This window comes from Pseudomonas sp. MM213, assembly GCF_020423045.1.
Classification (GTDB): domain Bacteria; phylum Pseudomonadota; class Gammaproteobacteria; order Pseudomonadales; family Pseudomonadaceae; genus Aquipseudomonas; species Aquipseudomonas migulae.
In genome coordinates, this window is record NZ_CP081943.1 from 6,259,709 (window position 1) to 6,280,292 (window position 20,584).

At 59.4% G+C, this 20,584-nt stretch carries 22 protein-coding genes; 12 read left to right on the forward strand and 10 right to left on the reverse strand.

Annotated elements, in window-relative coordinates:
• Positions 1–211 precede the first annotated feature (211 nt).
• Genes K5R88_RS28530 through K5R88_RS28540 form a run of 3 tightly spaced genes read left to right on the forward strand, consistent with a single transcriptional unit; the run spans position 212 to position 2,071 of the window.
• Positions 212–709 (forward strand): hypothetical protein, encoded by a 498-nt coding sequence (locus K5R88_RS28530; protein WP_008044875.1) that lies wholly within the window; start codon positions 212–214, stop codon positions 707–709.
• 30 nt (positions 710–739) lie between these two features.
• Positions 740–1,516: a class II glutamine amidotransferase gene (locus K5R88_RS28535; RefSeq protein ID WP_008035054.1), complete on the forward strand. Its 777-nt coding sequence runs from the start codon at positions 740–742 to the stop codon at positions 1,514–1,516.
• A 12-nt stretch (positions 1,517–1,528) separates the two neighbouring features.
• Complete coding sequence (locus K5R88_RS28540) at positions 1,529–2,071, forward strand: DUF2937 family protein (protein ID WP_008035055.1); 543 nt, start codon at positions 1,529–1,531, stop codon at positions 2,069–2,071.
• Positions 2,072–2,075: 4 nt separating this feature from the next.
• On the opposite strand, the gene K5R88_RS28545 is transcribed toward K5R88_RS28540, so the two are convergent.
• Positions 2,076–2,990, reverse strand: coding sequence for a LysR family transcriptional regulator (locus K5R88_RS28545; protein ID WP_008035056.1), 915 nt, complete (start codon positions 2,988–2,990; stop codon positions 2,076–2,078).
• A 158-nt stretch (positions 2,991–3,148) separates the two neighbouring features.
• On the opposite strand from K5R88_RS28545, the gene K5R88_RS28550 reads away from it, so the two are divergent.
• From K5R88_RS28550 to K5R88_RS28565, 4 genes are read left to right on the forward strand one after another with little or no spacing between them, the layout of a single operon-like run.
• A complete protein-coding gene (locus tag K5R88_RS28550; protein ID WP_008035057.1) occupies positions 3,149–4,435 on the forward strand; it encodes an MFS transporter in 1,287 nt (428 codons plus the stop codon).
• Between the two features lie 44 nt (positions 4,436–4,479).
• The gene (locus K5R88_RS28555) at positions 4,480–5,232 is read left to right on the forward strand and encodes a 5-oxoprolinase subunit PxpA (protein WP_226298778.1); all 753 of its coding nucleotides are present in this window, start codon (positions 4,480–4,482) and stop codon (positions 5,230–5,232) included.
• Entirely contained in the window at positions 5,229–5,933 is a 705-nt protein-coding gene (locus tag K5R88_RS28560; RefSeq protein WP_008035061.1) for a 5-oxoprolinase subunit B family protein, read from the forward strand. The genes K5R88_RS28555 and K5R88_RS28560 overlap by 4 nt, the downstream gene beginning before the upstream one ends.
• The gene (locus K5R88_RS28565; RefSeq protein WP_226298779.1) at positions 5,930–6,856 is read left to right on the forward strand and encodes a biotin-dependent carboxyltransferase family protein; all 927 of its coding nucleotides are present in this window, start codon (positions 5,930–5,932) and stop codon (positions 6,854–6,856) included. The genes K5R88_RS28560 and K5R88_RS28565 overlap by 4 nt, the downstream gene beginning before the upstream one ends.
• A gap of 110 nt (positions 6,857–6,966) precedes the next feature.
• Here the strand turns inward: K5R88_RS28565 and K5R88_RS28570 are convergent, their stop codons facing one another.
• Both K5R88_RS28570 and K5R88_RS28575 read right to left on the reverse strand, forming a co-directional pair.
• Positions 6,967–8,145, reverse strand: a complete 1,179-nt coding sequence (locus K5R88_RS28570) for a vWA domain-containing protein (protein WP_008035063.1) — start codon at positions 8,143–8,145, stop codon at positions 6,967–6,969.
• 26 nt (positions 8,146–8,171) lie between these two features.
• The gene (locus tag K5R88_RS28575; RefSeq protein ID WP_008035065.1) at positions 8,172–9,017 is read right to left on the reverse strand and encodes an AAA family ATPase; all 846 of its coding nucleotides are present in this window, start codon (positions 9,015–9,017) and stop codon (positions 8,172–8,174) included.
• A gap of 220 nt (positions 9,018–9,237) precedes the next feature.
• Here K5R88_RS28575 and K5R88_RS28580 point away from each other — a divergent pair, with 220 nt between their 5' ends.
• Complete coding sequence (locus K5R88_RS28580; RefSeq protein WP_226298780.1) at positions 9,238–9,738, forward strand: DUF2442 domain-containing protein; 501 nt, start codon at positions 9,238–9,240, stop codon at positions 9,736–9,738.
• On the opposite strand, the gene K5R88_RS28585 is transcribed toward K5R88_RS28580, so the two are convergent.
• Positions 9,735–10,811 (reverse strand): DUF748 domain-containing protein, encoded by a 1,077-nt coding sequence (locus K5R88_RS28585; protein ID WP_226298781.1) that lies wholly within the window; start codon positions 10,809–10,811, stop codon positions 9,735–9,737. The two genes, K5R88_RS28580 and K5R88_RS28585, sit on opposite strands and share 4 nt — an antisense overlap.
• 126 nt (positions 10,812–10,937) lie before the next feature.
• On the opposite strand from K5R88_RS28585, the gene cysK reads away from it, so the two are divergent.
• On the forward strand, positions 10,938–11,912 hold the full coding sequence (cysK, locus tag K5R88_RS28590) for a cysteine synthase A (protein ID WP_008044885.1): 975 nt from the start codon (positions 10,938–10,940) through the stop codon (positions 11,910–11,912).
• A 230-nt stretch (positions 11,913–12,142) separates the two neighbouring features.
• Positions 12,143–13,081, forward strand: coding sequence for an aspartyl/asparaginyl beta-hydroxylase domain-containing protein (locus tag K5R88_RS28595; RefSeq protein WP_192228714.1), 939 nt, complete (start codon positions 12,143–12,145; stop codon positions 13,079–13,081).
• 43 nt (positions 13,082–13,124) lie between these two features.
• Here the strand turns inward: K5R88_RS28595 and K5R88_RS28600 are convergent, their stop codons facing one another.
• Positions 13,125–13,304 (reverse strand): hypothetical protein, encoded by a 180-nt coding sequence (locus K5R88_RS28600; RefSeq protein WP_226298782.1) that lies wholly within the window; start codon positions 13,302–13,304, stop codon positions 13,125–13,127.
• A 43-nt stretch (positions 13,305–13,347) separates the two neighbouring features.
• On the reverse strand, positions 13,348–13,887 hold the full coding sequence (locus K5R88_RS28605) for a hypothetical protein (protein ID WP_226298783.1): 540 nt from the start codon (positions 13,885–13,887) through the stop codon (positions 13,348–13,350).
• 183 nt (positions 13,888–14,070) lie between these two features.
• Here K5R88_RS28605 and K5R88_RS28610 point away from each other — a divergent pair, with 183 nt between their 5' ends.
• On the forward strand, positions 14,071–14,235 hold the full coding sequence (locus K5R88_RS28610; RefSeq protein WP_177318199.1) for a hypothetical protein: 165 nt from the start codon (positions 14,071–14,073) through the stop codon (positions 14,233–14,235).
• A gap of 109 nt (positions 14,236–14,344) precedes the next feature.
• Entirely contained in the window at positions 14,345–15,208 is an 864-nt protein-coding gene (locus K5R88_RS28615; RefSeq protein ID WP_226298784.1) for a DMT family transporter, read from the forward strand.
• Positions 15,209–16,115: 907 nt separating this feature from the next.
• Here the strand turns inward: K5R88_RS28615 and K5R88_RS28620 are convergent.
• The 4 genes from K5R88_RS28620 to K5R88_RS28635 all read right to left on the reverse strand — a co-directional run bounded on the left by K5R88_RS28620 (position 16,116) and on the right by K5R88_RS28635 (position 20,255).
• Positions 16,116–17,057, reverse strand: a complete 942-nt coding sequence (locus K5R88_RS28620; RefSeq protein WP_008029067.1) for a LysR family transcriptional regulator — start codon at positions 17,055–17,057, stop codon at positions 16,116–16,118.
• Positions 17,058–17,126: 69 nt separating this feature from the next.
• Positions 17,127–18,656: a tripartite tricarboxylate transporter permease gene (locus tag K5R88_RS28625; protein ID WP_223449578.1), complete on the reverse strand. Its 1,530-nt coding sequence runs from the start codon at positions 18,654–18,656 to the stop codon at positions 17,127–17,129.
• A complete protein-coding gene (locus tag K5R88_RS28630) occupies positions 18,653–19,186 on the reverse strand; it encodes a tripartite tricarboxylate transporter TctB family protein (protein WP_008029063.1) in 534 nt (177 codons plus the stop codon). The genes K5R88_RS28625 and K5R88_RS28630 overlap by 4 nt, the downstream gene beginning before the upstream one ends.
• Before the next feature lie 52 nt (positions 19,187–19,238).
• A complete protein-coding gene (locus tag K5R88_RS28635) occupies positions 19,239–20,255 on the reverse strand; it encodes a Bug family tripartite tricarboxylate transporter substrate binding protein (protein WP_207286669.1) in 1,017 nt (338 codons plus the stop codon).
• Positions 20,256–20,584: the final 329 nt, after the last annotated feature.

Sequence of the window (20,584 nt, forward strand, 5' to 3'; positions counted from 1 at the left end):
CGATGTACGGAATAGAGGGGTTCGCAGGCTATAGGCAAATGACGCAAATCCCTGCTCGCGAAAGCGGTGTGTCAGTCGCCATCAATGTTGCTGACAGGACGCCTTCGCGAGCAAGCCCGCTCCCACAGGGTTTGTGCATAGCCGGCCGGCATTGGGGCAAGCCTGATGTGCGAAAAGTCGTTACTATAAGCGCCTCTTTGCCTGCCTTGCCATGGACACCATGACCGAGAACGACTATCTGATCGCTTGGGGCCTTTACGCCTTCGCCGCTTTAGGCTGCCTGTTGGTGTGGATGCGCATGACCCGCTGGATGTGGCGCTGGTTGCGCGAGCCCCTGCGGCTGCTGGTCGCTGTATTGCTGTTCAGCCCGACGATCATCGATCCGGTGAAGGAAAAAGTCGCACCGGCCATCGCCATTACCACCCTCGATCTCGCGTTCAAGGTTGGCAACAATGCCTGGCGGGCGGTCTCCGACCTGTTCATGTACGGCATGATCGCCTTCGGTATTTACCTGGTGTTCGTGGCGATCCGTTTCCCGATCGAACGCGCTTCCAACGCTCGCAAGGAACGCACGGCGGCCGCCAAGGCTGCGGCCCGGGCCGACGACCCTGACGACGATCATCCTTTCGGCGGTGCCGGTGATGACCGTTACGGTCGTCCGCCGGTCCCGAGCAACCCTCAGCGTATGCGCGTCGAACCGCGTTTGTAACCTTGCCCCTGCCTTACAGAGAGTCCGAGCATGTGTGAGTTATTGGGCATGAGCGCCAATGTGCCGACCGATATCGTGTTCAGCTTTACCGGGCTGATGCAGCGCGGCGGCCGCACCGGCCCGCACCGTGACGGTTGGGGCATCGCCTTTTATGAAGGCCGCGGCCTGCGCCTGTTCCAGGACCCGGCGGCGAGCAGCGAGTCTGAAGTCGCCAACCTGGTGCAACGCTATCCGATCAAGAGCGAAGTGGTCATCGGCCATATCCGCCAGGCCAACGTCGGCAAGGTCTGCCTGTCCAACACCCATCCGTTCGTGCGCGAACTGTGGGGGCGCAACTGGTGTTTCGCCCACAACGGCCAACTGGCGGACTTTCAGCCGATCACCAGCTTTTATCGCCCGGTCGGCGATACCGACAGTGAAGCGGCGTTCTGCGATCTGCTCAACCGCGTACGCGCGGCGTTCCCGGAACCGGTAGAGATCGAAACACTGCTGCCGGATTTGGTAGCCGCGTGCGCCGAATACCGTAGCAAAGGCGTGTTCAACTGCCTGCTCAGCGACGGTGACTGGCTGTTCTGTTATTGCTCGACCAAGCTGGCGCAGATTACCCGTCGCGCACCGTTCGGCCCGGCGCGCTTGAAGGATGTCGACGTGATCGTCGATTTCCAGGCCGAAACCACGCCCAACGACGTGGTCACGGTGATCGCCACCGAACCCCTGACCGAAAACGAAACCTGGACCCGCTACGAACCGGGCCAATGGAGCCTCTGGCGACGCGGTGAATGCGTCAGCCAGGGCAAGACCGAATAAGGATTCTCCCCCATGTTGCTCAGTTATCTACGGCTGGTGTTGTTCGCGGCGGGCCTGTTGATCGGCGTCCAGGTGCCGGGGTTCATCAACGACTACGCCAAGCGGGTCGAAGCGCACCTGATTGAGGCGCAGACCGGCTTGAGCGGTTTTCAGGGCACCGCCATTCAATTCTTCAAGGGTGACATGCAGGCCCTGGTCGCCCACTACCGCGCCAGCGAAGACCCGGTTTTCCGCAGCGATGCCGACAGCCTGAGCAACCTGCTCACCCGTCAACTGGCCCTCGATAAACAATTCCAGGCCATGCAAGGCCCGTGGTACATCCGCTTCCTGCAGGTTGTACTGGCCGCCGACCCGGATATCCGCAAGGAAACCTGGAACGGCTACAGCTACCAGATCCTGCTGACACCGGAAGCGATGATCTGGGGCATGAGCGGCGCGTTGCTGCTGTCGTTCGGGATTGAATGCCTGTTCCGGCTGATCGACTGGGTGGTACTGGGCGGCAAGCGCCTGCGCCAGAGCCGGCCGATTGAAGAGCGGGATTTACGCGGGTTGTAAGTGATCAGCGCGCAAGGACGATGTAGTTTTCGCCGACCTTGCGCGCATACCCCGCCAACACCTGCTGACACAGCGCGACAATCTCCTCGACCCATTCCGCCCCGGTCCGCCAGGACACCACCACTTGTAAATCCGGTGGCCGTTGATCGATGGCCAGCAAGGTCAATTCGCCGCGCGCCAGCTCCTCGGCCACCAGCACCGGTGGCAACGCGCCAATGCCGAAACCGTCCCGCAGCAGCCGGGTAATCGCCGACACCGAATTCACGCAGTTCAGCCGTGGCGTCATGACGCCATTGGCCTGCATCAACGCGAGCACCTCTTGATGCGGGTGTGAGTTTTTCGAGTAGGTAATGATCCGCTCCCGCGCCAGATCGGCCACGCTGGAATACTCGCGGTTGTAGATCGAATTGCTGGCAGCGATCCAGCCCATCGGGTGACTGGCCAGCTCCAGGCTGCGCACGCTCTCCTGACGCAGCAGGTCGGTTTGCAGGATCAGGTCGAGGAAGCCTTTTTGCAGCTGATCGCAGAGGTTGAGCGAGGTATCGGCCACCAGCTCGATTTCCACCAGTGGATAGTGATCCGTCATCTGCGCCACCAACGGGCTCAGCCAGGTATGAATCACCGTGTCCATCACGCCGATGCGCACCCGGCCGACCTTGCTGGAGCGGGTCTCTATCGACTGCTTGAGCGCTTGCATGGTGTCCATCATCTGCTCGGCATGTTCGAGCACTTTCAAGCCTTCGGGCGTCAGGCTCACGCCGCGTGAATCGCGCAGGAACAGCTTCACCCCGAGTTCGCCTTCGAGCACGGCGATGCGGCTGGAAATCGACGCCTGGGTGGTGAAGAGCTTGTCGGCGGTCAGGCGAAAACTTTTGAGTCGGGCGACCCAGACGAAGGTCTCGAGAAACTTCAGGTTCATGGGGTCAGCTCGTGGATAAAGTTTTCTTATGTCTAAGGCGGGTTTTTATTAGTTGGACGCAATAGGGGCGTGCGCCCAAAAATCAGGCCATCCGGTTCCCACGATAGGCGTCGTCGGGGCTCAGAACAATACCAATAAAATTTGCACGGAGAGTTGCCATGAGTGCGCCCGACACCACCGTCATCCCGAAAGCCACGGCTCGCCCGGGACCTTTCGACTGGTACCGCAACATCAATCAGCAGGAACGCCGCACATTCTGGAGCTGCAAGATCGGCTACGGCCTGGACGGCATGGACACCCAGATGCTCAGCTTCGTGGTGCCGACCCTCATCGCGATGTGGGGCATCACCACCGGCGAGGCCGGGCTGATTCACACCAGTACGCTGATTGCCTCGGCCATCGGCGGCTGGGTGGCGGGGATTCTCTCCGACCGCATCGGCCGCGTGCGTACCTTGCAACTGACGGTGCTGTGGTTCGCCTTCTTCACCTTCCTCTGCGGCTTCGCGCAAAACTACGAACAACTGCTGATCAGCCGCACCTTGATGGGCTTCGGTTTTGGCGGCGAGTGGACCGCCGGCGCGGTGCTGATGGGCGAAGTGATTCGCGCCAAGGATCGCGGTAAAGCAGTGGGCATGGTGCAATCGGGCTGGGCGCTGGGTTGGGGGCTGACGGCGATCCTGTATGCGCTGCTGTTCTCGGTGTTGCCACCGGAAGACGCGTGGCGCGCACTGTTTATCCTCGGCATCGTCCCGGCGGTTTTCGTGATCTTCGTCCGCCGCCTGGTCAAGGACCCGGAAATCTACCGCGAAGCCAAGGCCAAACAGGAACCGAGCAACCCGGCGAAGTTCTACGAGATTTTCGCCCCCGGCATCCTCTTCACCACGCTTCGCGCTTCGATACTGACCACCGGCGCACTGGGCGGTTACTACGCAATCACTTCCTGGCTGCCGACGTTCCTGAAGAACGAACGCGGTTTGAGCGTACTCGGCACGGGCGGTTATCTGGCGATGGTGATCGTCGGTTCCTACGTCGGTTACGTCATCAGCGCGTATTTGACTGACATCCTTGGCCGTAAGAAAAACTTCATTCTGTTCGCGGTGGGCTCGTTCACCATCGTGTTGCTTTACACCCAATTGCCGGTCAGTAACGGCGTGATGCTGTGGCTGGGCTTTCCGTTGGGCTTCTTTGCCTCGGGGATTTTCAGCGGCATGGGTGCTTTCCTGACCGAGTTGTTTCCGACGCGGATTCGCGGTTCGGGCCAGGGCTTTTGCTACAACATAGGCCGGGCGCTGGCGGCGTTGTTTCCGCTGTTGATCGGCTTGCTCAGCCAGAAGGTGCCATTGAGCGTAGGCATCGGGGCGTTCGCGGCGGTTTCCTACGGGGTGGTGATCCTTGCGGCGTTGAGCCTGCCGGAAACCCGTGGCAAACAACTGGATGCGCAGTAATCTGCCCACATCTGAAAAGAACAAAACCTACAGGAGTGTTCACCGTGAGCCGCCTGCTATTGAACTGCGACATCGGCGAGAGCTACGGCAACTGGACCATGGGTCTGGACGCCGAGGTCATGCCCTTCATTGATTGCGCCAACATCGCCTGCGGTTTCCATGCCGGCGATCCGAGCATCATGCGCAAGACTGTCAGCCTGGCCCTGAGCAACGGCGTGCAGATCGGCGCCCATCCGGCCTATCAGGATCTGGTCGGGTTCGGCCGTCGCTCCATGGCGTATACCGCCCAGGAACTTCAGGACATTCTGCACTACCAGATCGGCGCCCTCGACGGCCTCTGCCGGGCACAGGGCGGGCGCGTCAGCTACGTCAAACCCCACGGCGCGATGTACAACGACATGATGGCCAACCCGGCGCAATTACGCGCCGTGCTGCAGGCCGTGGCGTCTTATGACAAGACGTTGCCGCTGATGCTGATGGCCACCCGCGACAACAGCGCCGCACAGCGATTGGGTGATGAGTACGGCGTGACGTTGTGGTTCGAAGCGTTCGCCGATCGTGCCTACGACAGCGCCGGCATGCTGGTTTCGCGGCAACTGCCGGGTGCAGTGCATCACGACCCGGAAAAAATCATCGACCAGGCACTGACCATCGCCCGTGGTGACAACCTGACCGCCAGCGACGGCAGCGCCTTGCATTTGCAGGCCAACACTCTGTGCGTACACGGTGACAACGCCAGTTCCGTGGCGGCCGTGCGGCGCATTCGCGAAGCCCTCGATCAGCAGAGTGCGCCATGAAACTTCGGGTGGAAGTGGTGGCGCTGGATTGCCTGATGGTGCGGCTGTTCGATGAGATCGCCGAAGCCAACATGCCGTGGATGCTCGCTGCCAGCGAAAACCTGCGTGCGGCGTTTGGTGCGCATCTGATCGATCTGGTGCCGTCGTATACGACGTTGATGGTGCATTACGATCTGACCGCATTGAGCCCGGCGCAGGCGCGGGAATTGATCGCCGAAGCACTGATCGATTTGTCGCCCAACACCCGCACCGGTGGCAAATGTCACGTGCTGCCGGTCTGGTATGACGTGAGCGTCGGTCCGGAATTGCGCCTGTTGTCTCAGCGCAGCGGGCTGGCCGTGGAGGAGGTGATCCGCCGCCACAGTGACCGTGAATATCAGGTGTTCGCCTTGGGCTTCGCGCCGGGTTTTGCCTTTATGGGGTTGGTGGAAGAGGTCCTCGCCGCACCGCGCCTGAATACGCCGCGCAAAAAAGTCGCGGCCGGCAGCGTGGGGATCGCCGAACGGCAAACCGCTGCCTACCCGGTGGTGTCCCCCGGCGGCTGGAACCTGATCGGCCGCACCCCGGCCAAACTGTTCGACCGCGAACGCGATGGCTACAGCCTGATGCAACCGGGCGACACCGTGCGTTTTCAAGCGGTCAGCCACGCCGAGTTCATCAACCTGGGCGGTGACGATACGCCACTGGAGGCGCAGGCATGAGCCGGCTATCGATTGAAGCGAGCACACCGTTGTGCCTGTTGCAGGACGCCGGCCGTTTTGGCGTGCGGCATCTGGGCGTGACCCAGGGCGGCGGGCTGGATTGGCGCTCGATGTTCTGGGCCAACTGGCTGCTGGGAAATGCGCTGGATGCACCGGTGATCGAAGTCACCCTCGGCGGGTTCAGCGTTGTTGCCGAAGAGGATTGCTTGCTCGCGCTGGCCGGGGCAGACCTTGGCGCGCAACTGGACGGTCAGGCGCTGGCGCCGTGGCGCAGTTTCAAGCTGCGCAAAGGTCAGCGTTTGCAGTTCACTCAGCCACTCCTGGGGGCGCGGGCTTATCTCGCGGCGCCTGGCGGCTTTGATGCGCCGAAGGTGTTGGGCAGCAGCGCGACGGTGGTGCGTGAGGAGCTGGGTGGGCTGGACGGCATGGGGCGGGCGTTGGCCAAAGGTGCGTCGCTGAGCTATTCGGCTGAAGCGCCATTACTGATGCGCGAGTTGCCTCGCGAACAAGCACCGGACTTCAAATCCGATTTGCCACTGGACGTGGTACTCGGCGCGCAGATCGGCGAGTTCAGCGGCCAGAGCTTGTTCGATGCATTCAACAGCGCCTGGACCCTCGACAGTCGTGCCGACCGCATGGGTATTCGCTTGCTGGGAACGGCGTTGCAGTACCAGGGTAAACCGATGATTTCCGAAGGTATTCCGCTCGGCGCGGTACAGGTACCGCCGGACGGGCAGCCGATTGTGCTGCTCAATGATCGGCAGACCATTGGTGGTTATCCGCGACTGGGGGCGTTGACGCCGTTGGCACTGGCGCGCCTGGCGCAGTGTCTGCCGGGGGCGACGGTGCGGTTGCGGCCGGTAGTGCAGGATGTCGCGCATCGGGAGCAGGTTGAGTATTTGCGGCGGTTTCAAGGCAGTTAAAAGCTTCGCGGGCAAGTCGGATCGCCGCACCGCTCGCTCCTACAGATTTCGGAGTTACCCCTGTAGGAGCGAGGCTTGCCCGCGAAGAGGCCCTTACAAGCGATGAATTTCTACTTGGAAAGAAACCGCATCCCTTCCTCAAGCCCCCGCAACGTCAGCGGGTACATCTGGTCATCAATCAAATCCCGAACAATATTGGTCGACGACGTATAGCCCCACGTATCTTTCGGATACGGGTTGATCCAGATGAGCTTCTTGTACTTCTCCTTGAACCGCTGCATCCACACGTAACCGGCTTCTTCGTTCCAGTGCTCGACGCTGCCGCCGGCCTGGGTGATCTCATAAGGCGCCATCGCCGCGTCACCGATGAAGATCACTTTGTAGTCGGCGCCGTACTTGTGCAGCAGGTCCTGGGTCGACGTGCGCTCGGAGGTACGGCGCATGTTGTTCTTCCACACCGATTCATAAATGAAGTTGTGGAAGTAGAAGTACTCCAGGTGTTTGAACTCGGTCTTGCAGGCCGAGAACAACTCCTCGCAGATCTTCACGTGCGCATCCATCGAACCGCCGATGTCGAACAGCAGCAACAACTTGACGGTGTTACGCCGCTCCGGCCGCATCTGGATACTCAGCAACCCGGCATCTTTGGCGGTGTGGTCGATGGTGCCATCGATGTCCAGTTCTTCGGCCGCACCCTGACGGGCGAATTTACGCAGCCGGCGCAGGGCGACCTTGATGTTGCGCGTGCCCAGTTCCACCGAATCGTCGAGGTTCTTGTACTCGCGCTGATCCCAGACCTTGACCGCCTTGCCCTGGCGCTTGCCGGCATCGCCGACCCGAATGCCTTCCGGGTTGAAACCGCCGGAACCGAACGGGCTGGTGCCACCGGTGCCGATCCACTTGTTGCCACCGGCGTGGCGTTCTTTCTGTTCTTCCAGGCGTTTCTTGAATTCTTCGATCAGCTTGTCCAGGCCGCCAAGGGACTGGATCGCCGCCCGCTCTTCGTCGGTCAGCGAACGCTCGAATTCCTTGCGCAACCAGTCTTCAGGAATCAGGGCCTGAAGGTGATCGTCGAGTTTTTCCAGGCCATTGAAGTAAGCACCGAACGCTCGGTCGAACTTGTCGAAATGCTTTTCGTCCTTCACCAGAATTGCCCGGGACAAGTAGTAGAACTCGTCCATGTCGGCGAAGGTCACGCGCTGTTTCAGCGCGTTGATCAGGTCCAGCAGCTCGCGCACCGAGACGGGCACCTTGGCTGCGCGCATTTCATTGAACAGGTTGAGCAACATGGCGTTAGCCCCTACTTAATCAGAGCTTAGCGAGTACCGCGACGACTCATGAACGCCAGGCGCTCAAGCAATTGCACGTCCTGTTCGTTCTTCACCAAGGCACCGGCCAGCGGCGGAATGGCCTTGGTCGGATCGCGCTCGCGCAGCACTGCTTCGCCGATGTTGTCGGCCATCAGCAGCTTCAGCCAGTCCACCAGTTCGGAGGTCGATGGCTTCTTCTTCAGTCCCGGCACCTTGCGCACGTCGAAGAACACGTCCAGCGCTTCGCTGACCAGATCCTTCTTGATGTCCGGGTAGTGCACGTCGACGATCTTCTGCAGCGTGACGCGATCCGGGAACGCGATGTAGTGGAAGAAGCAGCGGCGCAGGAAAGCGTCCGGCAGCTCTTTCTCGTTGTTGGAGGTAATGATGATGATCGGGCGCTTCTTGGCCTTGATGGTCTCGTCGATCTCGTAAACGTAGAACTCCATCTTGTCGAGTTCTTGCAGCAGGTCGTTCGGGAACTCGATGTCGGCCTTGTCGATTTCGTCGATCAGCAGAATCACCCGCTCTTCAGACTCGAAAGCCTCCCAGAGCTTGCCCTTTTTCAGGTAGTTGCGAACGTCGTGGACCTTTTCCGTGCCCAACTGCGAATCGCGCAGGCGGCTGACCGCGTCGTACTCGTACAGGCCCTGATGCGCCTTGGTCGTGGATTTGATGTGCCAGGTGATCAGCTTGGCGCCGAAAGACTCGGCCAGTTGCTCGGCCAGCATGGTCTTGCCGGTGCCCGGCTCGCCCTTGACCAGCAGCGGACGCTCCAGGGTGATGGCGGCGTTGACCGCCAGCTTCAAGTCATCGGTGGCGACGTAGGCCTGGGTGCCTTCGAACTTCATCTGCTAATCCTCGAACGGTAACGCCGACCTGACAGGGCAGGGCGGGGCGCAATAATTGTAGTACCCGACTATAACGCGCTGCCCGGTCGACTGTGAACGCAGACGGCTTATTCAGTCTCTGAATGGGGCGTCACATCTTGACTCAGTCTCGGCGGCTGGCCAGTATTGAGCTATCGCCATTTTGGCGATAGTTTGCTGAGGTTTTTCAAGAGTTGAAACGATGTTACCCATGAAACGACCACGGTTGTCTGCTGTGCAGGCGTTGCCGGATTACCGTTTGGCGCTGACATTTATCGATGGTCAGCAATTGACGCTCGATTTGAGCCGTGACCTGTGTACCTATCCTGGATTGCAGCCGTTGCTGGAGGCGGGAGCTTTCGCCAGTGCAACCCTGGGCGATGATGGCTGGTGCGTCGAATGGCCCGAGCAGGATATCCAGATCGGCGCAGACACTGTTTATCTGGATGCCCTCGCGCAAAACGCAGCGGATGAAAACACCCGGATCTTCATCGACTGGCGTGCGCGTACCGGGTTGCCGCTCAATCAGGCCGCCGAGGCTTTGGGGGTGAGTGCCCGCAGCATCACGCGCTACAGCAGTGGCCGTGAAGCCGTGCCCCGGTCATTGGCGCTGGCCTGTCTGGGGTGGGATTTTCTGCAGCTGCGAGATCCGGCGCGGGCGGCTGAAGAAACCGGCCGTTACACCGTTACACGCAAACCCTAACCGGCCTCCGGCTTCGGCCGTTCATACCGGGCATTGAAGGCCTCGACAAAACCGTTACGTAAAATCTGCAAAAACGCGTGGAACGCGCTGATATCTTGCCGGTGAACGCTGCCACTCAATTCAACGCGCGTTGCAAACTGGTTCTTGCCCTGGTTTTTCAGCACGGTTTCGGAGCCACCGACAATGGCCTCCCAAATGGAGCGGAACAGCCCTTTGTCCTTGTTCTCGACGTCCTGTTGCCAGTTGAACACATCGACGTCTTTGAGCAGTGGCTTGATGTAGCCAGTCAATTGGGCTTTTTTCGCTTGCGCTTCAATCACTACATCACCATGCCCGGCATTGAAATCGAACTTGCCGTAGGCCGAGGCGAAGTCGTTCATGCGTTTGAGTTCGATGCCCGTGGCGCGTAGTCGGAACTGGAAATCTTCGAAGTCGCTCAGCGGATCGAAGGTCGCGCTGGTTTCCAGTGGCGCGTGCCCCAGCAGCAGCGCTTTGCCATCGAACCGTGCGTCGCGCTTGCCTTCCTTGTCGACGACGTTGGTCAGGTTGTAAATGCTGGCGTTGACCTGGGTGGCGTTCATGTTCACGGGGGGCTTGGAATTGAAGTTCCGGAAGCTGATCTTGCCGTCGCTGATCCGCACTTCGTTCAGGGTGATCGGTAGCAATTTCTCCAATTGTGCCCGCCAATCGGTGCCTTCACCGGTCTGGGAGTTTTTCTTGTTGGCGCCGCCGTCGACGAAGTTCACTTCGGGTTTGACGAACTGCGCCTTGGCCACGACCGCGTGGTCGTACCAGAGCGAGTGCCAACTGACGGAAAGATCGATCAGCGGCGCATTGACGAAAGGCACCGGGACCTTGCCTTCGACCTTGACGACTTTCAGGCCGTTGATTTTGTAGGCGCCGCGCCACAGAGCCAGGTCTACGTCGGTGATCTGCCCGCGATAGTCACCCATATTCGCCAATCGTTCGTTCAGGTAGTCACGCACCAGATAGGGCAGGGCGATGTGCAGGGCAAACAGCAACATGAGGAGGCCGGCGAGGGTCCACAGAGGCCAACTGTATCGACGCTTCATGGCGGCAAATCTCTGGCGGTGTAATGCGATTGACTGCTGTGCGGGCCGGACGTTCGACTGACTGGACGACCACGGGCAACAGGCATACCGTGGAGGGCTAATTCAACGCTGCATAAGGACCCAGCCATGAGCCGTATCTTTGCTGACAACGCCCATTCCATCGGCAATACGCCGCTGGTGCAGATCAACCGCATTGCGCCGCGTGGCGTGACCATCCTGGCCAAGATCGAGGGGCGCAACCCTGGTTACTCGGTGAAGTGCCGGATTGGCGCGAACATGATCTGGGACGCCGAAAGCACCGGCAAACTCAAGCCTGGCATGACCATCGTCGAACCGACCTCCGGCAACACCGGCATTGGCCTGGCGTTTGTCGCCGCCGCACGGGGCTACAAGTTGGTGCTGACCATGCCGGCGTCCATGAGCATCGAGCGGCGCAAAGTGCTCAAGGCGTTGGGCGCCGAACTGGTGCTGACCGAGCCGGCCAAAGGCATGAAAGGTGCGATCGAAAAGGCCACTGAAATGGTTGCCAGCGACCCGTCCCTCTACTTCATGCCGGCGCAATTCGAAAACCCGGCCAACCCGGCCATTCACGAGAAAACCACTGGTCCGGAAATCTGGAACGACACCGACGGTGCCGTCGATGTGCTGGTGGCCGGCGTCGGAACAGGCGGAACCATTACGGGGGTTTCGCGGTATATCAAGAATACCCAGGGCAAACCGATTCTCTCGGTGGCGGTGGAGCCCGTGGTGTCTCCGGTGATCACGCAAGCGCTGGCCGGTGAAGAGATCAAGCCTAGCCCTCACAAGATCCAGGGCATCGGTGCCGGCTTTGTGCCGAAGAACCTCGATCTGTCGATGGTGGACCGGGTCGAGTTGGTCACCGATGACGAATCCAAGGCAATGGCTTTGCGCTTGATGCAGGAGGAAGGGATTTTGTGCGGCATCTCTTGCGGTGCGGCCATGGCTGTGGCCGTGCGCCTGGCTGAAACGCCGGAAATGCAGGGCAAGACCATCGTGGTGATTCTGCCGGACTCCGGTGAGCGTTACCTGTCGAGCATGCTGTTCAGCGATCTGTTTACCGAGCAGGAGAATCAGCAGTAATCGTGAACAAATCAAAGCAGTGATGTTTCGATTTTGATCCCGACAAGTGGGCTGATCCAGGTCAGCCCCCGTTCAGGAGACATATGTTAAGAAGTGCGTTGTTGCACAATCTTTAACAGTGAATGTTGAGGAAAGCGGGTTTTTCCCGAGGCCGGTAGTGTTTATCATGGCCGACTGCCACGTCGGGTAAATGGCGTAGTGCAGAGTTGCTAATTCTCAAGGAGTTGTAGATGACCTTTACCATTGCCGCGAAGGCATCGCTGTTGCTGCTGTTCCTCGGCAGCACCCTCTATGTGCACTTGCGCGGCAAGGCGCGATTGCCGGTCTTGCGTCAGTTCGTCAACCACTCCGCTTTGTTCGCACCTTACAACGCCTTGATGTACCTGTTCTCCAGCGTGCCCTCCAAACCCTATCTGGATCGCAGCAAGTTCCCGGAACTTGATGTGCTCAAGGACAATTGGGAAGTCATCCGCGACGAAGCGATGCACCTGTTTGATGAGGGTTACATTCGCGCCGCCGAGAAAAACAACGACGCCGGTTTTGGCTCGTTTTTCAAGAAAGGCTGGAAGCGTTTCTACCTCAAGTGGTACGACAAACCCCTGCCATCGGCCGAAACACTGTGCCCGAAAACAGTGGCCCTGGTCAGCAGCATTCCCAACGTCAAAGGCGCCATGTTCGCCTTGCTGCCGGGTGGCAGCCATCTCAACCCGCACCGCGATCCGTTTGCCGGTTCCCTGCGTTATCACCTGGGGTTGTCGACGCCGAATTCCGATGATTGCCGCATCTTCGTCGACGGTCAGGTTTACGCCTGGCGTGATGGCGAAGACGTGATGTTCGACGAAACCTATGTGCACTGGGTCAAGAACGAAACCGAGAAGACCCGGGTCATTCTGTTCTGCGACATCGAACGTCCGTTGAGCAACCGTATCATGACCCGCATCAACCGCTCGATCAGCAGCCTGCTCGGTCGTGCCACTGCGCCGCAGAACCTCGATGACGAGCGTGTCGGCGGGATTAACCGGGCCTACGCCTGGAGCAAGAACTCCAGCGACAAAGTCAGCGGTGTGGTCAAGCAGTGGAAGCGGCGCAATCCTAAAGCCTACCGTGTGCTGCGGCCGGTGCTCGCGGTGGTGGTGTTGACGTTGTTGGGGTATTGGTTGTTTGGGTGAAACCGGACTTTGAATAAAGAACCGCTCCTTGTGAGCGGTTTTTTTATGAGGAAAAGGTGAACGAAGCTCCAGCGAGAACGCCCATCGGCTCTTCTGTTACCGGGTTTGCCAGTGTATCTCTGATGCGACGCAAAACACTTTCTGGCAACTCAGTGGGTGGTCGCTTCGGAGTTGCCTTGATGGGTTGTCTATCTGCAATATTTGTTTCAGCGAGAGCTTTCATTGAATCTCCAGCGTTGATCATTAAATGAGCAGTTGGCCCGATATTAGTCGCACTCCATAAGCATCACAAGCCGACCCTCTGTGTCGAATTCAAAACCAAGCTGCTGATAGATGGCGATGGCACCCTTTACAGGCTCCTGTATTTCGATCTGTCTGCAGCCAATGATTTGTGCAAAGTGAGTAACAGCGGTCAGTGCGAGCGAAGCAATCAGGCTTTTCAGGGGATGACCTCTTTCTGGATTACCCTCCAATCGCACGTTCTTTACTCGTTGACGACTCTGGTTTGGATTCGCAAAACACAGCCCGCATAACTCCAGATCAAACCAGATCGCCAGATCAAAACACATCGGCTCTTTTGCCTTCCATCCAACGACTTCATTCCATGAATAGTGCGGATCATTCCAGTGCTGGAATGCATTCAATGCCTGTGCGTTGATTGGTTCGAAACGAATCCTGGAAAAATCGAAGCCGACTTGCCCTCCATGCTCCAGTTCTTGATGAAGTCGGGATAGGGTGGCAATTGCCAGCTTTCGAGCATTTGATCTGTACAGCTGATACCGAAGATGCGTCCGTTCCCTTGGCATTTGATCTCTTGCATTCCCTTTCCCCCTCAGTGGGCGATTTCCTTTCCCTCAGAGTAAGCAGCAGGCCTAAAGCTGTATCTACTGGCCCTTTGTCCAAGTCATTGCAATCCATGTCGAGCGCTGGTTATAGTCGGCGCTCGGTGATTTCCGTTCACCGTCCATCCCATCAAAAAAGATCAGCCCATGCCTGCTTCCCTCATCAACGCGGTAGTCGATTCAGCGGTCCACGCTGGCGTCGTGCCGTGCGGGGATCAGCAGCCTGCGCAGATCAGTCATTACCCCCCACCTGTCCGTAGCACGCCGGTGTACGCAGTCGTATCACCGCCGGGCGTTGGCGTTTCGGGCTGATCAGCTTTCCCTGCTGTTCCCTTGCCCTTCTAAAAGCGTTCGCCTGAAAAACTACTGGATTTCAGCTTCGGCTGAGTTGGCTTTTTATGCCTGACTACAGGTGGTATTCATGTTTGTCCTTTCGAAAAAATCCGCGCTCGCGGCGGCGTCCACGAGCCTGTTCGTTTTGCTGTGGAGCAGCGGGGCGATCTTCTCCAAATGGGGCCTGGCCCACGCGTCGCCCTTCGCTTTTCTGCTGATTCGTTTCGCCATCGCGCTTTGTGGATTGGTGCTGCTGGTGCCATTGCTCAAGCTGAAATTGCCCAAGGGTGGCAAGCCGATGCTGTATGCGATGGCCACTGGGGTGGTGTTGCTGGGCGCTTATCAGATTTTCTATCTGCTGGCCCTGGACCTGAAGGTCACGCCAGGCGTGATGGCCACGATCATGGGTGTGCAGCCCATCCTCACGGTGGTGATCATGGAGCGCCAGCGCTCAGCGAACCGGGTGTTCGGTCTGATGCTGGGTTTGGCCGGATTGATCATGGTGGTGTATCAGGGCATTGGGATGGCCGGCATGTCGCTGGCCGGGATGTTTTTCGGTTTGCTGGCGTTGGCGAGCATGACGTTCGGTTCGATCATGCAGAAACGCATCACCGATAATCCCCTCGGTACGCTGCCGGTGCAGTATCTGGCGGGGCTGTTGTTGTGCGGGATTTTCGTGCCGTTCCAGCCGCTTCACTTTGAACGCAGCAGCGGTTTTATCGTGCCGGTGTTGTGGATGGGGCTGGTGGTGTCGGTGTTGGCGACGTTGTTGCTGTATCGGCTGATCGCCCGGGGCAATCTGGTGAATGTCACCAGTCTGTTTTATCTGGTGCCGGCGGTGACGGCGGTGATGGATTATCTGTTTTTCGGCAACCAACTTGCGGTGTTGAGCATGGTGGGGATGGTGCTGATTATTGTTGGTCTGGGGGTTGTGTTTCGTCAGGCGCGGTAGAGCGGTTGGCGGGCATATCCGTTTTTTTTGTGATGGCGGCTATTGGTTTCGCCCTTACGGCGAGTTACTTGGAAAAGCGCCAAGTAACCAAGGGCTCTTGCCCCTTTCGTTCGGTGCCTCGCCTAGGCTCGGCATGCCCTCGCTCCGGTCCTGCTCCGTGGGCCCGCCGCCATCGGCCATCCATGGCCGGGGGCGGCTAACCCGGCATCCATGCCGGGTTGCCCACTGCGCAGAACCTCCACTCGGCCTCTCGAGGGGGCGCTCAGATCAAAAGCGGAAGGCGAGCTAACGCTCGGCCTGATGAGTGGTGGAAATCAAAAGCAAACACAGACCCCTGTAGGAGCCGGCTTGCTGGCGATGGCGGTGAGTCGGTCAACCTATTTATTGGCTGGACGGACGCTATCGCCAGCAAGCTGGCTCCTACAAGGGAAATGCAGATGTGTTTGGATAAATACGATCAACTGTAGGAGCTGGCTTGCCGGCGATAGCGGTGGGTCAGTCAACGTATGTATTGGCTGGACAGACGCTATCGCCAGCAAGCCGGCTCCTACAGGGGAGCGGTGCCAATGTCCGGAATGGGTGAACGCATCAGAGAAGGACAACGCGGACATCAAAAGAGCCAGGCCGGCTTTCAGGCCGCCTCGGCGGCTGTGGCGGTAGTCGCCTCCTCGAGAGGCCGAGTGGAGGTTCTGCGCAGTGGGCAACCCGGCATGGATGGCGGCGGGCCCACGGAGCAGGACCGGAGCGAGGGCATGGCGAGCATTAGCGAGCCACCGAACGAAAGGGGCAAAAGCGCTTTGGTTACTTTCCGCCGGGCCGCGCAGGCTTTTCGAAAGTGACTCGCCGTAAGGGCGAAACCAATAGCCGCCGTTACCGAAGCAACGGATATATACGCATACCCAAAGGCCTACTTACTCAAAGCATGCTCAGCCCGCACCGAGTTCATAAACGCCTGCATCGCCGAAGACTGAATACGATGACGCCGGGTAATCAACCCATACGGCGGCAACCGCGCTTCAAACTTGATCGGCAACACCGCCAGCAAATCACGCCCCGGATAATCCTCGACCACCGACACCGGCGTGACGCCGAGCATGTCGGTCTGCTGGATCAATGACAGCAAGGTCATGATCGACGTGGTCTCGACGATGCTGCTGGGAATGTCGACCCGCGCATTGTGAAACACCTGATTGATGATCGCGCGCATCGGGCTCGGTTGCTGTTGCAACACCCACGTCATGTTCTGCAATTCCGCCCAGCTCAGGTTTTTCTCCCGCGCCAATGGATTCTGCGCACCGGCAATCACGCACAGCTCCTCTTCACCCAAACTATCGAACAGCAATTCTTCGGCCCGCGCACCCGCCGGAATCCGCCCCAGCACAATGTCGAGCTGATCCTGCAACAGTGCCTGCACCAGTACATCACTGGTGTCGACCTGAATGCTCATCGACAACCGAGGATGGCTTTTCTTCAAGGTGGCGATGGTGCGGGTCAGCAACCCCGAGGCCAGCGCCGGAATCGCCCCGACGGCGACTCGCCCGAGGTTGCCGGATTCCAGGGCGACCAGTTCTTCACGCATGCCGCTGAGTTCGGCAAACACCATGCGCGCGTAGTAGATGACGGTCTCCCCGAACGGGGTAGAGCGCATGCCCCGAGGCAGACGTTCGAAGAGTTCGACGCCGAGCAAGTCCTCGGCCTCGTGCAACATCTTGGTCGCTGCCGGTTGGGTCATGCCGATGTGGTCGGCGGCGCGGCGCAGTGAGCCGAGTTCCTGCAACGCCAGCATCAACCGCAATTGGCGCAGACGCAGTCGACTGTGGATCACATTGGCATCAGGAATTCGGGTCATGGGCCGCGCTCGCGAAAAAGACTGCGGCAAGCCTGACAACAAATGTCAGGCGTTGCCAGCATTGCTGTGTCACAGCACCGATTTGGTCTTGGCGACGTGAGGTTTGCGCAGGCCCATCAGGCTGCTCAACCCTTTGGAAATCAGCGGCCAGAACAGCATCAGCAGCGCCGCCGTGGTCAGGCTGCCCACCAGCGGGTTGGACCAGAAAATCCCCAAGTGGCCGTCAGAAAACAGCATCGATTGACGGAACGCATCCTCAGCCTTGTCGCCCAGCACTGCCGCCAACACCAGCGGTGCAATCGGGTAACCGAGTTTCTTGAACAAGTAACCCAGCGCGCCGAAGCCCAGCATCAGCACCACGTCGAAGAACGAGTTGTGCACTGAGTAGGCACCGATGGCGCAAACCATGATGATGATCGGCGCAATGATCGAGAACGGAATGCGCAGGATCGAAGCGAACAGCGGCACGGTGGCCAGCACCACGATCAGGCTCACCACGTTGCCCAGGTACATGCTCGCAATCAGGCCCCAGACAAAATCGTGCTGCTCGACGAACAACGTCGGGCCAGGGTGCAAGCCCCAGATCATCAAGCCACCGAGCATCACCGCTGCCGTGGCGGAACCGGGAATGCCCAAGGTCAGCATCGGTAGCAGGGCGCTGGTGCCGGCCGCATGGTCGGCGGTTTCGGGAGCGATCACGCCTTCGAGTTCACCCTTGCCGAAGTTCTCGCGATTCTTCGAGAAGCGCCGCGCCAGGCTGTAGCTCATGAACGAGGCCGCCGTCGGGCCGCCGGGCGTGATGCCCATCCAGCAACCGACCAGCGTGCTGCGCAGAATGGTCCACCAGTAACGCGGCAACTTGGCCCAGGTACGCAGAATCACCATTGGCGTAATGCGCGCGTGCTCGCCGCGAAACACCAGGCCTTCCTCGACCGTGCAAAGGATTTCACCGATGCCGAACAGGCCGATCACCGCCACTTCGAAGCTGATGCCCGTCATCAGGATCGGCTGGTCGAAGGTCAGGCGCAGGTTGCCGGACACGGTGTCCATGCCGACCGCCGCCATGGCGAAACCGATCATCATCGCCACCACGGTTTTCAGCGGCGGGTTCTTGCTCATGCCGATGAAGGTGCAGAACGCCAACAGGTACACCGCGAAGAACTCCGGTGAACTGAACGACATGGCGAATGCGGCGATCTTGGTCGATAGAAAGGTCAGCAACAACACCCCGGCCAGCGCACCGATCAGTGCCGAACTGAAAGCGGCGGTGAGGGCTTCGGCGGCGCGACCTTCGCGGGCCATCGGGTAGCCGTCGAAGGTCGTCGCCACCGATGAGGGCTCACCGGGGATGTTGAACAGGATCGAGGTGATCGAGCCGCCGAACAGCGCGCCCCAATACATGCACGACAGCAGAATGATCGCCGACACCGGCGACATGGTGAACGTCAGCGGCAGCAGCAACGCCACGCCGTTGGGGGCACCGAGGCCGGGCAGTACGCCGACCAGAATGCCCAGCAGCACGCCGATCACCATCAGGCCGATGTGGCCCGGGGTCAGGATCAGGTTCATGCCTTGCAGCAGGGAATCGAACTCGCTCATTTGAAATTTCTCCCGGCCAGGGCAATCCAGTCGCCCATCGGGCCGGCATCCAGCGGGACCTTGAACCACAGCGCGAAAATCAGGTAGCTGGCCAGCACCGCGCCGAGGGATACGCTGCCGATCATCAGTTTGCCGTAAGGCTTGGCGCGGACCTTGTCACGCCACATGAACCAGGCGATGAAGCAGGCCGACGCCACGTAGATGCCGGTGAACGGCATGGCGCCCACGAACAGCGCAATCGGGATGAACACCGACAACACTTGCTTGAACGCACTGCGGCTGACGAATGCAATGCTCAGGGCGTGCCAGCGCACCAGGGTCAACACGCCGTTGGCCACGCTTGCGGCGCTGAGCATCAGGCCGATGTAGAAGGGGAAGTAACCCGGCTCGGGGCCGGAATCGCCCCAGCCGATACCTTGTTCGACACTGCCGAACATCACCACCACGCCGATCAGCGCAGTGAAGACAGTCAGGCCGAGTTCGACCCAGCGGGTACCGACCAGCGCCGGTGAATCCGAAGAATGGGACATGAAGACACCTCCAGAGGTGACGGCCGTGCGCAGGCGGACGGCCGTCGGCAACTCAGTTTTTCAGCCAGCCGGCTTCTTTGAACACCGGGGTGACGCGGGCGGTGTCTTTCTCAATGTAGGCGGTCAGCGGCTCGCCTTCGAGGAAGGTGGGCACCAGTGCGTTCTGTTTGACGTAGGCCTTGAACTCCGGGGTTTCGGTGACTTTGCGCATCAGCTCGACATAGAACGCCCGTTGCTCGGCGGTGACTTCGCCGGGCATGAACACGGTGCGCGGGAAGCGGTACTGATCGATGCCCAGGCCCTGTTCGTGGCAAGTCGGCACGTCGGCCCAGGATTTGTCGCCGGCGACTTTCTCGGTGTAGCTCATGCGCTCTTTACTGAACACGCACAGCGGCTCGACCTGATCACCGCGCCATTGGCTGATGCTTTCGCTGGGGTTGTTGACGTTGGCGGCGATGTGTTTGCCGGCCAGTTGGGTCGCGGCTTCGCTGCCGCTCTTGAACGGGATGTACACCAGTTTGCTGTTAGTTGTCTGGTTCAACAGCAGGGTGAGGGTCTGGTCCACGTCCTTGGACTGGCTGCCGCCCATGCGCAGGTTCGACGGGTCAGCCTTGACCGCTTCGTAGAAGCCCTTGGCGTCCTTCCACGGTGCGTCTTTGTAGCTCCAGAGAATGAAATCGTCCTCGGCCACGGCGGCGATGGGGGTCAGTTCCTGCCATTGGTAGCCGAGCTTGGACACCAGCGGCAAGAGGTAGATGTTGTTGGTGCCGATCACCAGTTTTTCCGGATCGCCCTTGTTCATTTTCAGGTCGAGGAAAGCTTCGGCGCCATTGCCGCCACCCTTGTTGAGGACGATGGTATTCACGTCGAGCAGCTTGTGGGTGGTGATGATCGACTGGATCAAACGGCCGAGCTGGTCGGTGCCGCCACCGGGACCGCCAGCGACGACAATTTCGACGTTCTTGTCTGGTTGCCAGGCTGCATGAGCGAGAGCGGGAAGGGCGCCGGCGGCGACCAGCGTGCAGCCAAGAAACAGACGGGATGTGCGACGGACGAATGCATTTCGCATGGAAGGGCCTCGTTTTTGTAGTTGTTATGAGTGACTTGTCTGAGCGGTAAAGCTGCAAGCCTGGCCCGAGTGTGGGAAGCCGCAGGCGTCGCGTCTAGTCAAAACAATACATACACCGATAGCCTGGGGTTATAGCTCGGGAGGGGGAAAATCGTGAAGATCGCCGCAGGCCTTGCGCCAGAGCAGTTTGAGTGGAAAGTGTGTGCAGGCCTTATTCATTGAAAGCCCCCTGAAAGCAGGGCATGACATAACCCGAGGCTATCGCCTTATTTCAAGTTTTGATTAGACGGTTATCAGTGAGCCTTCGATAGTGCTCACCAATGCCGTGA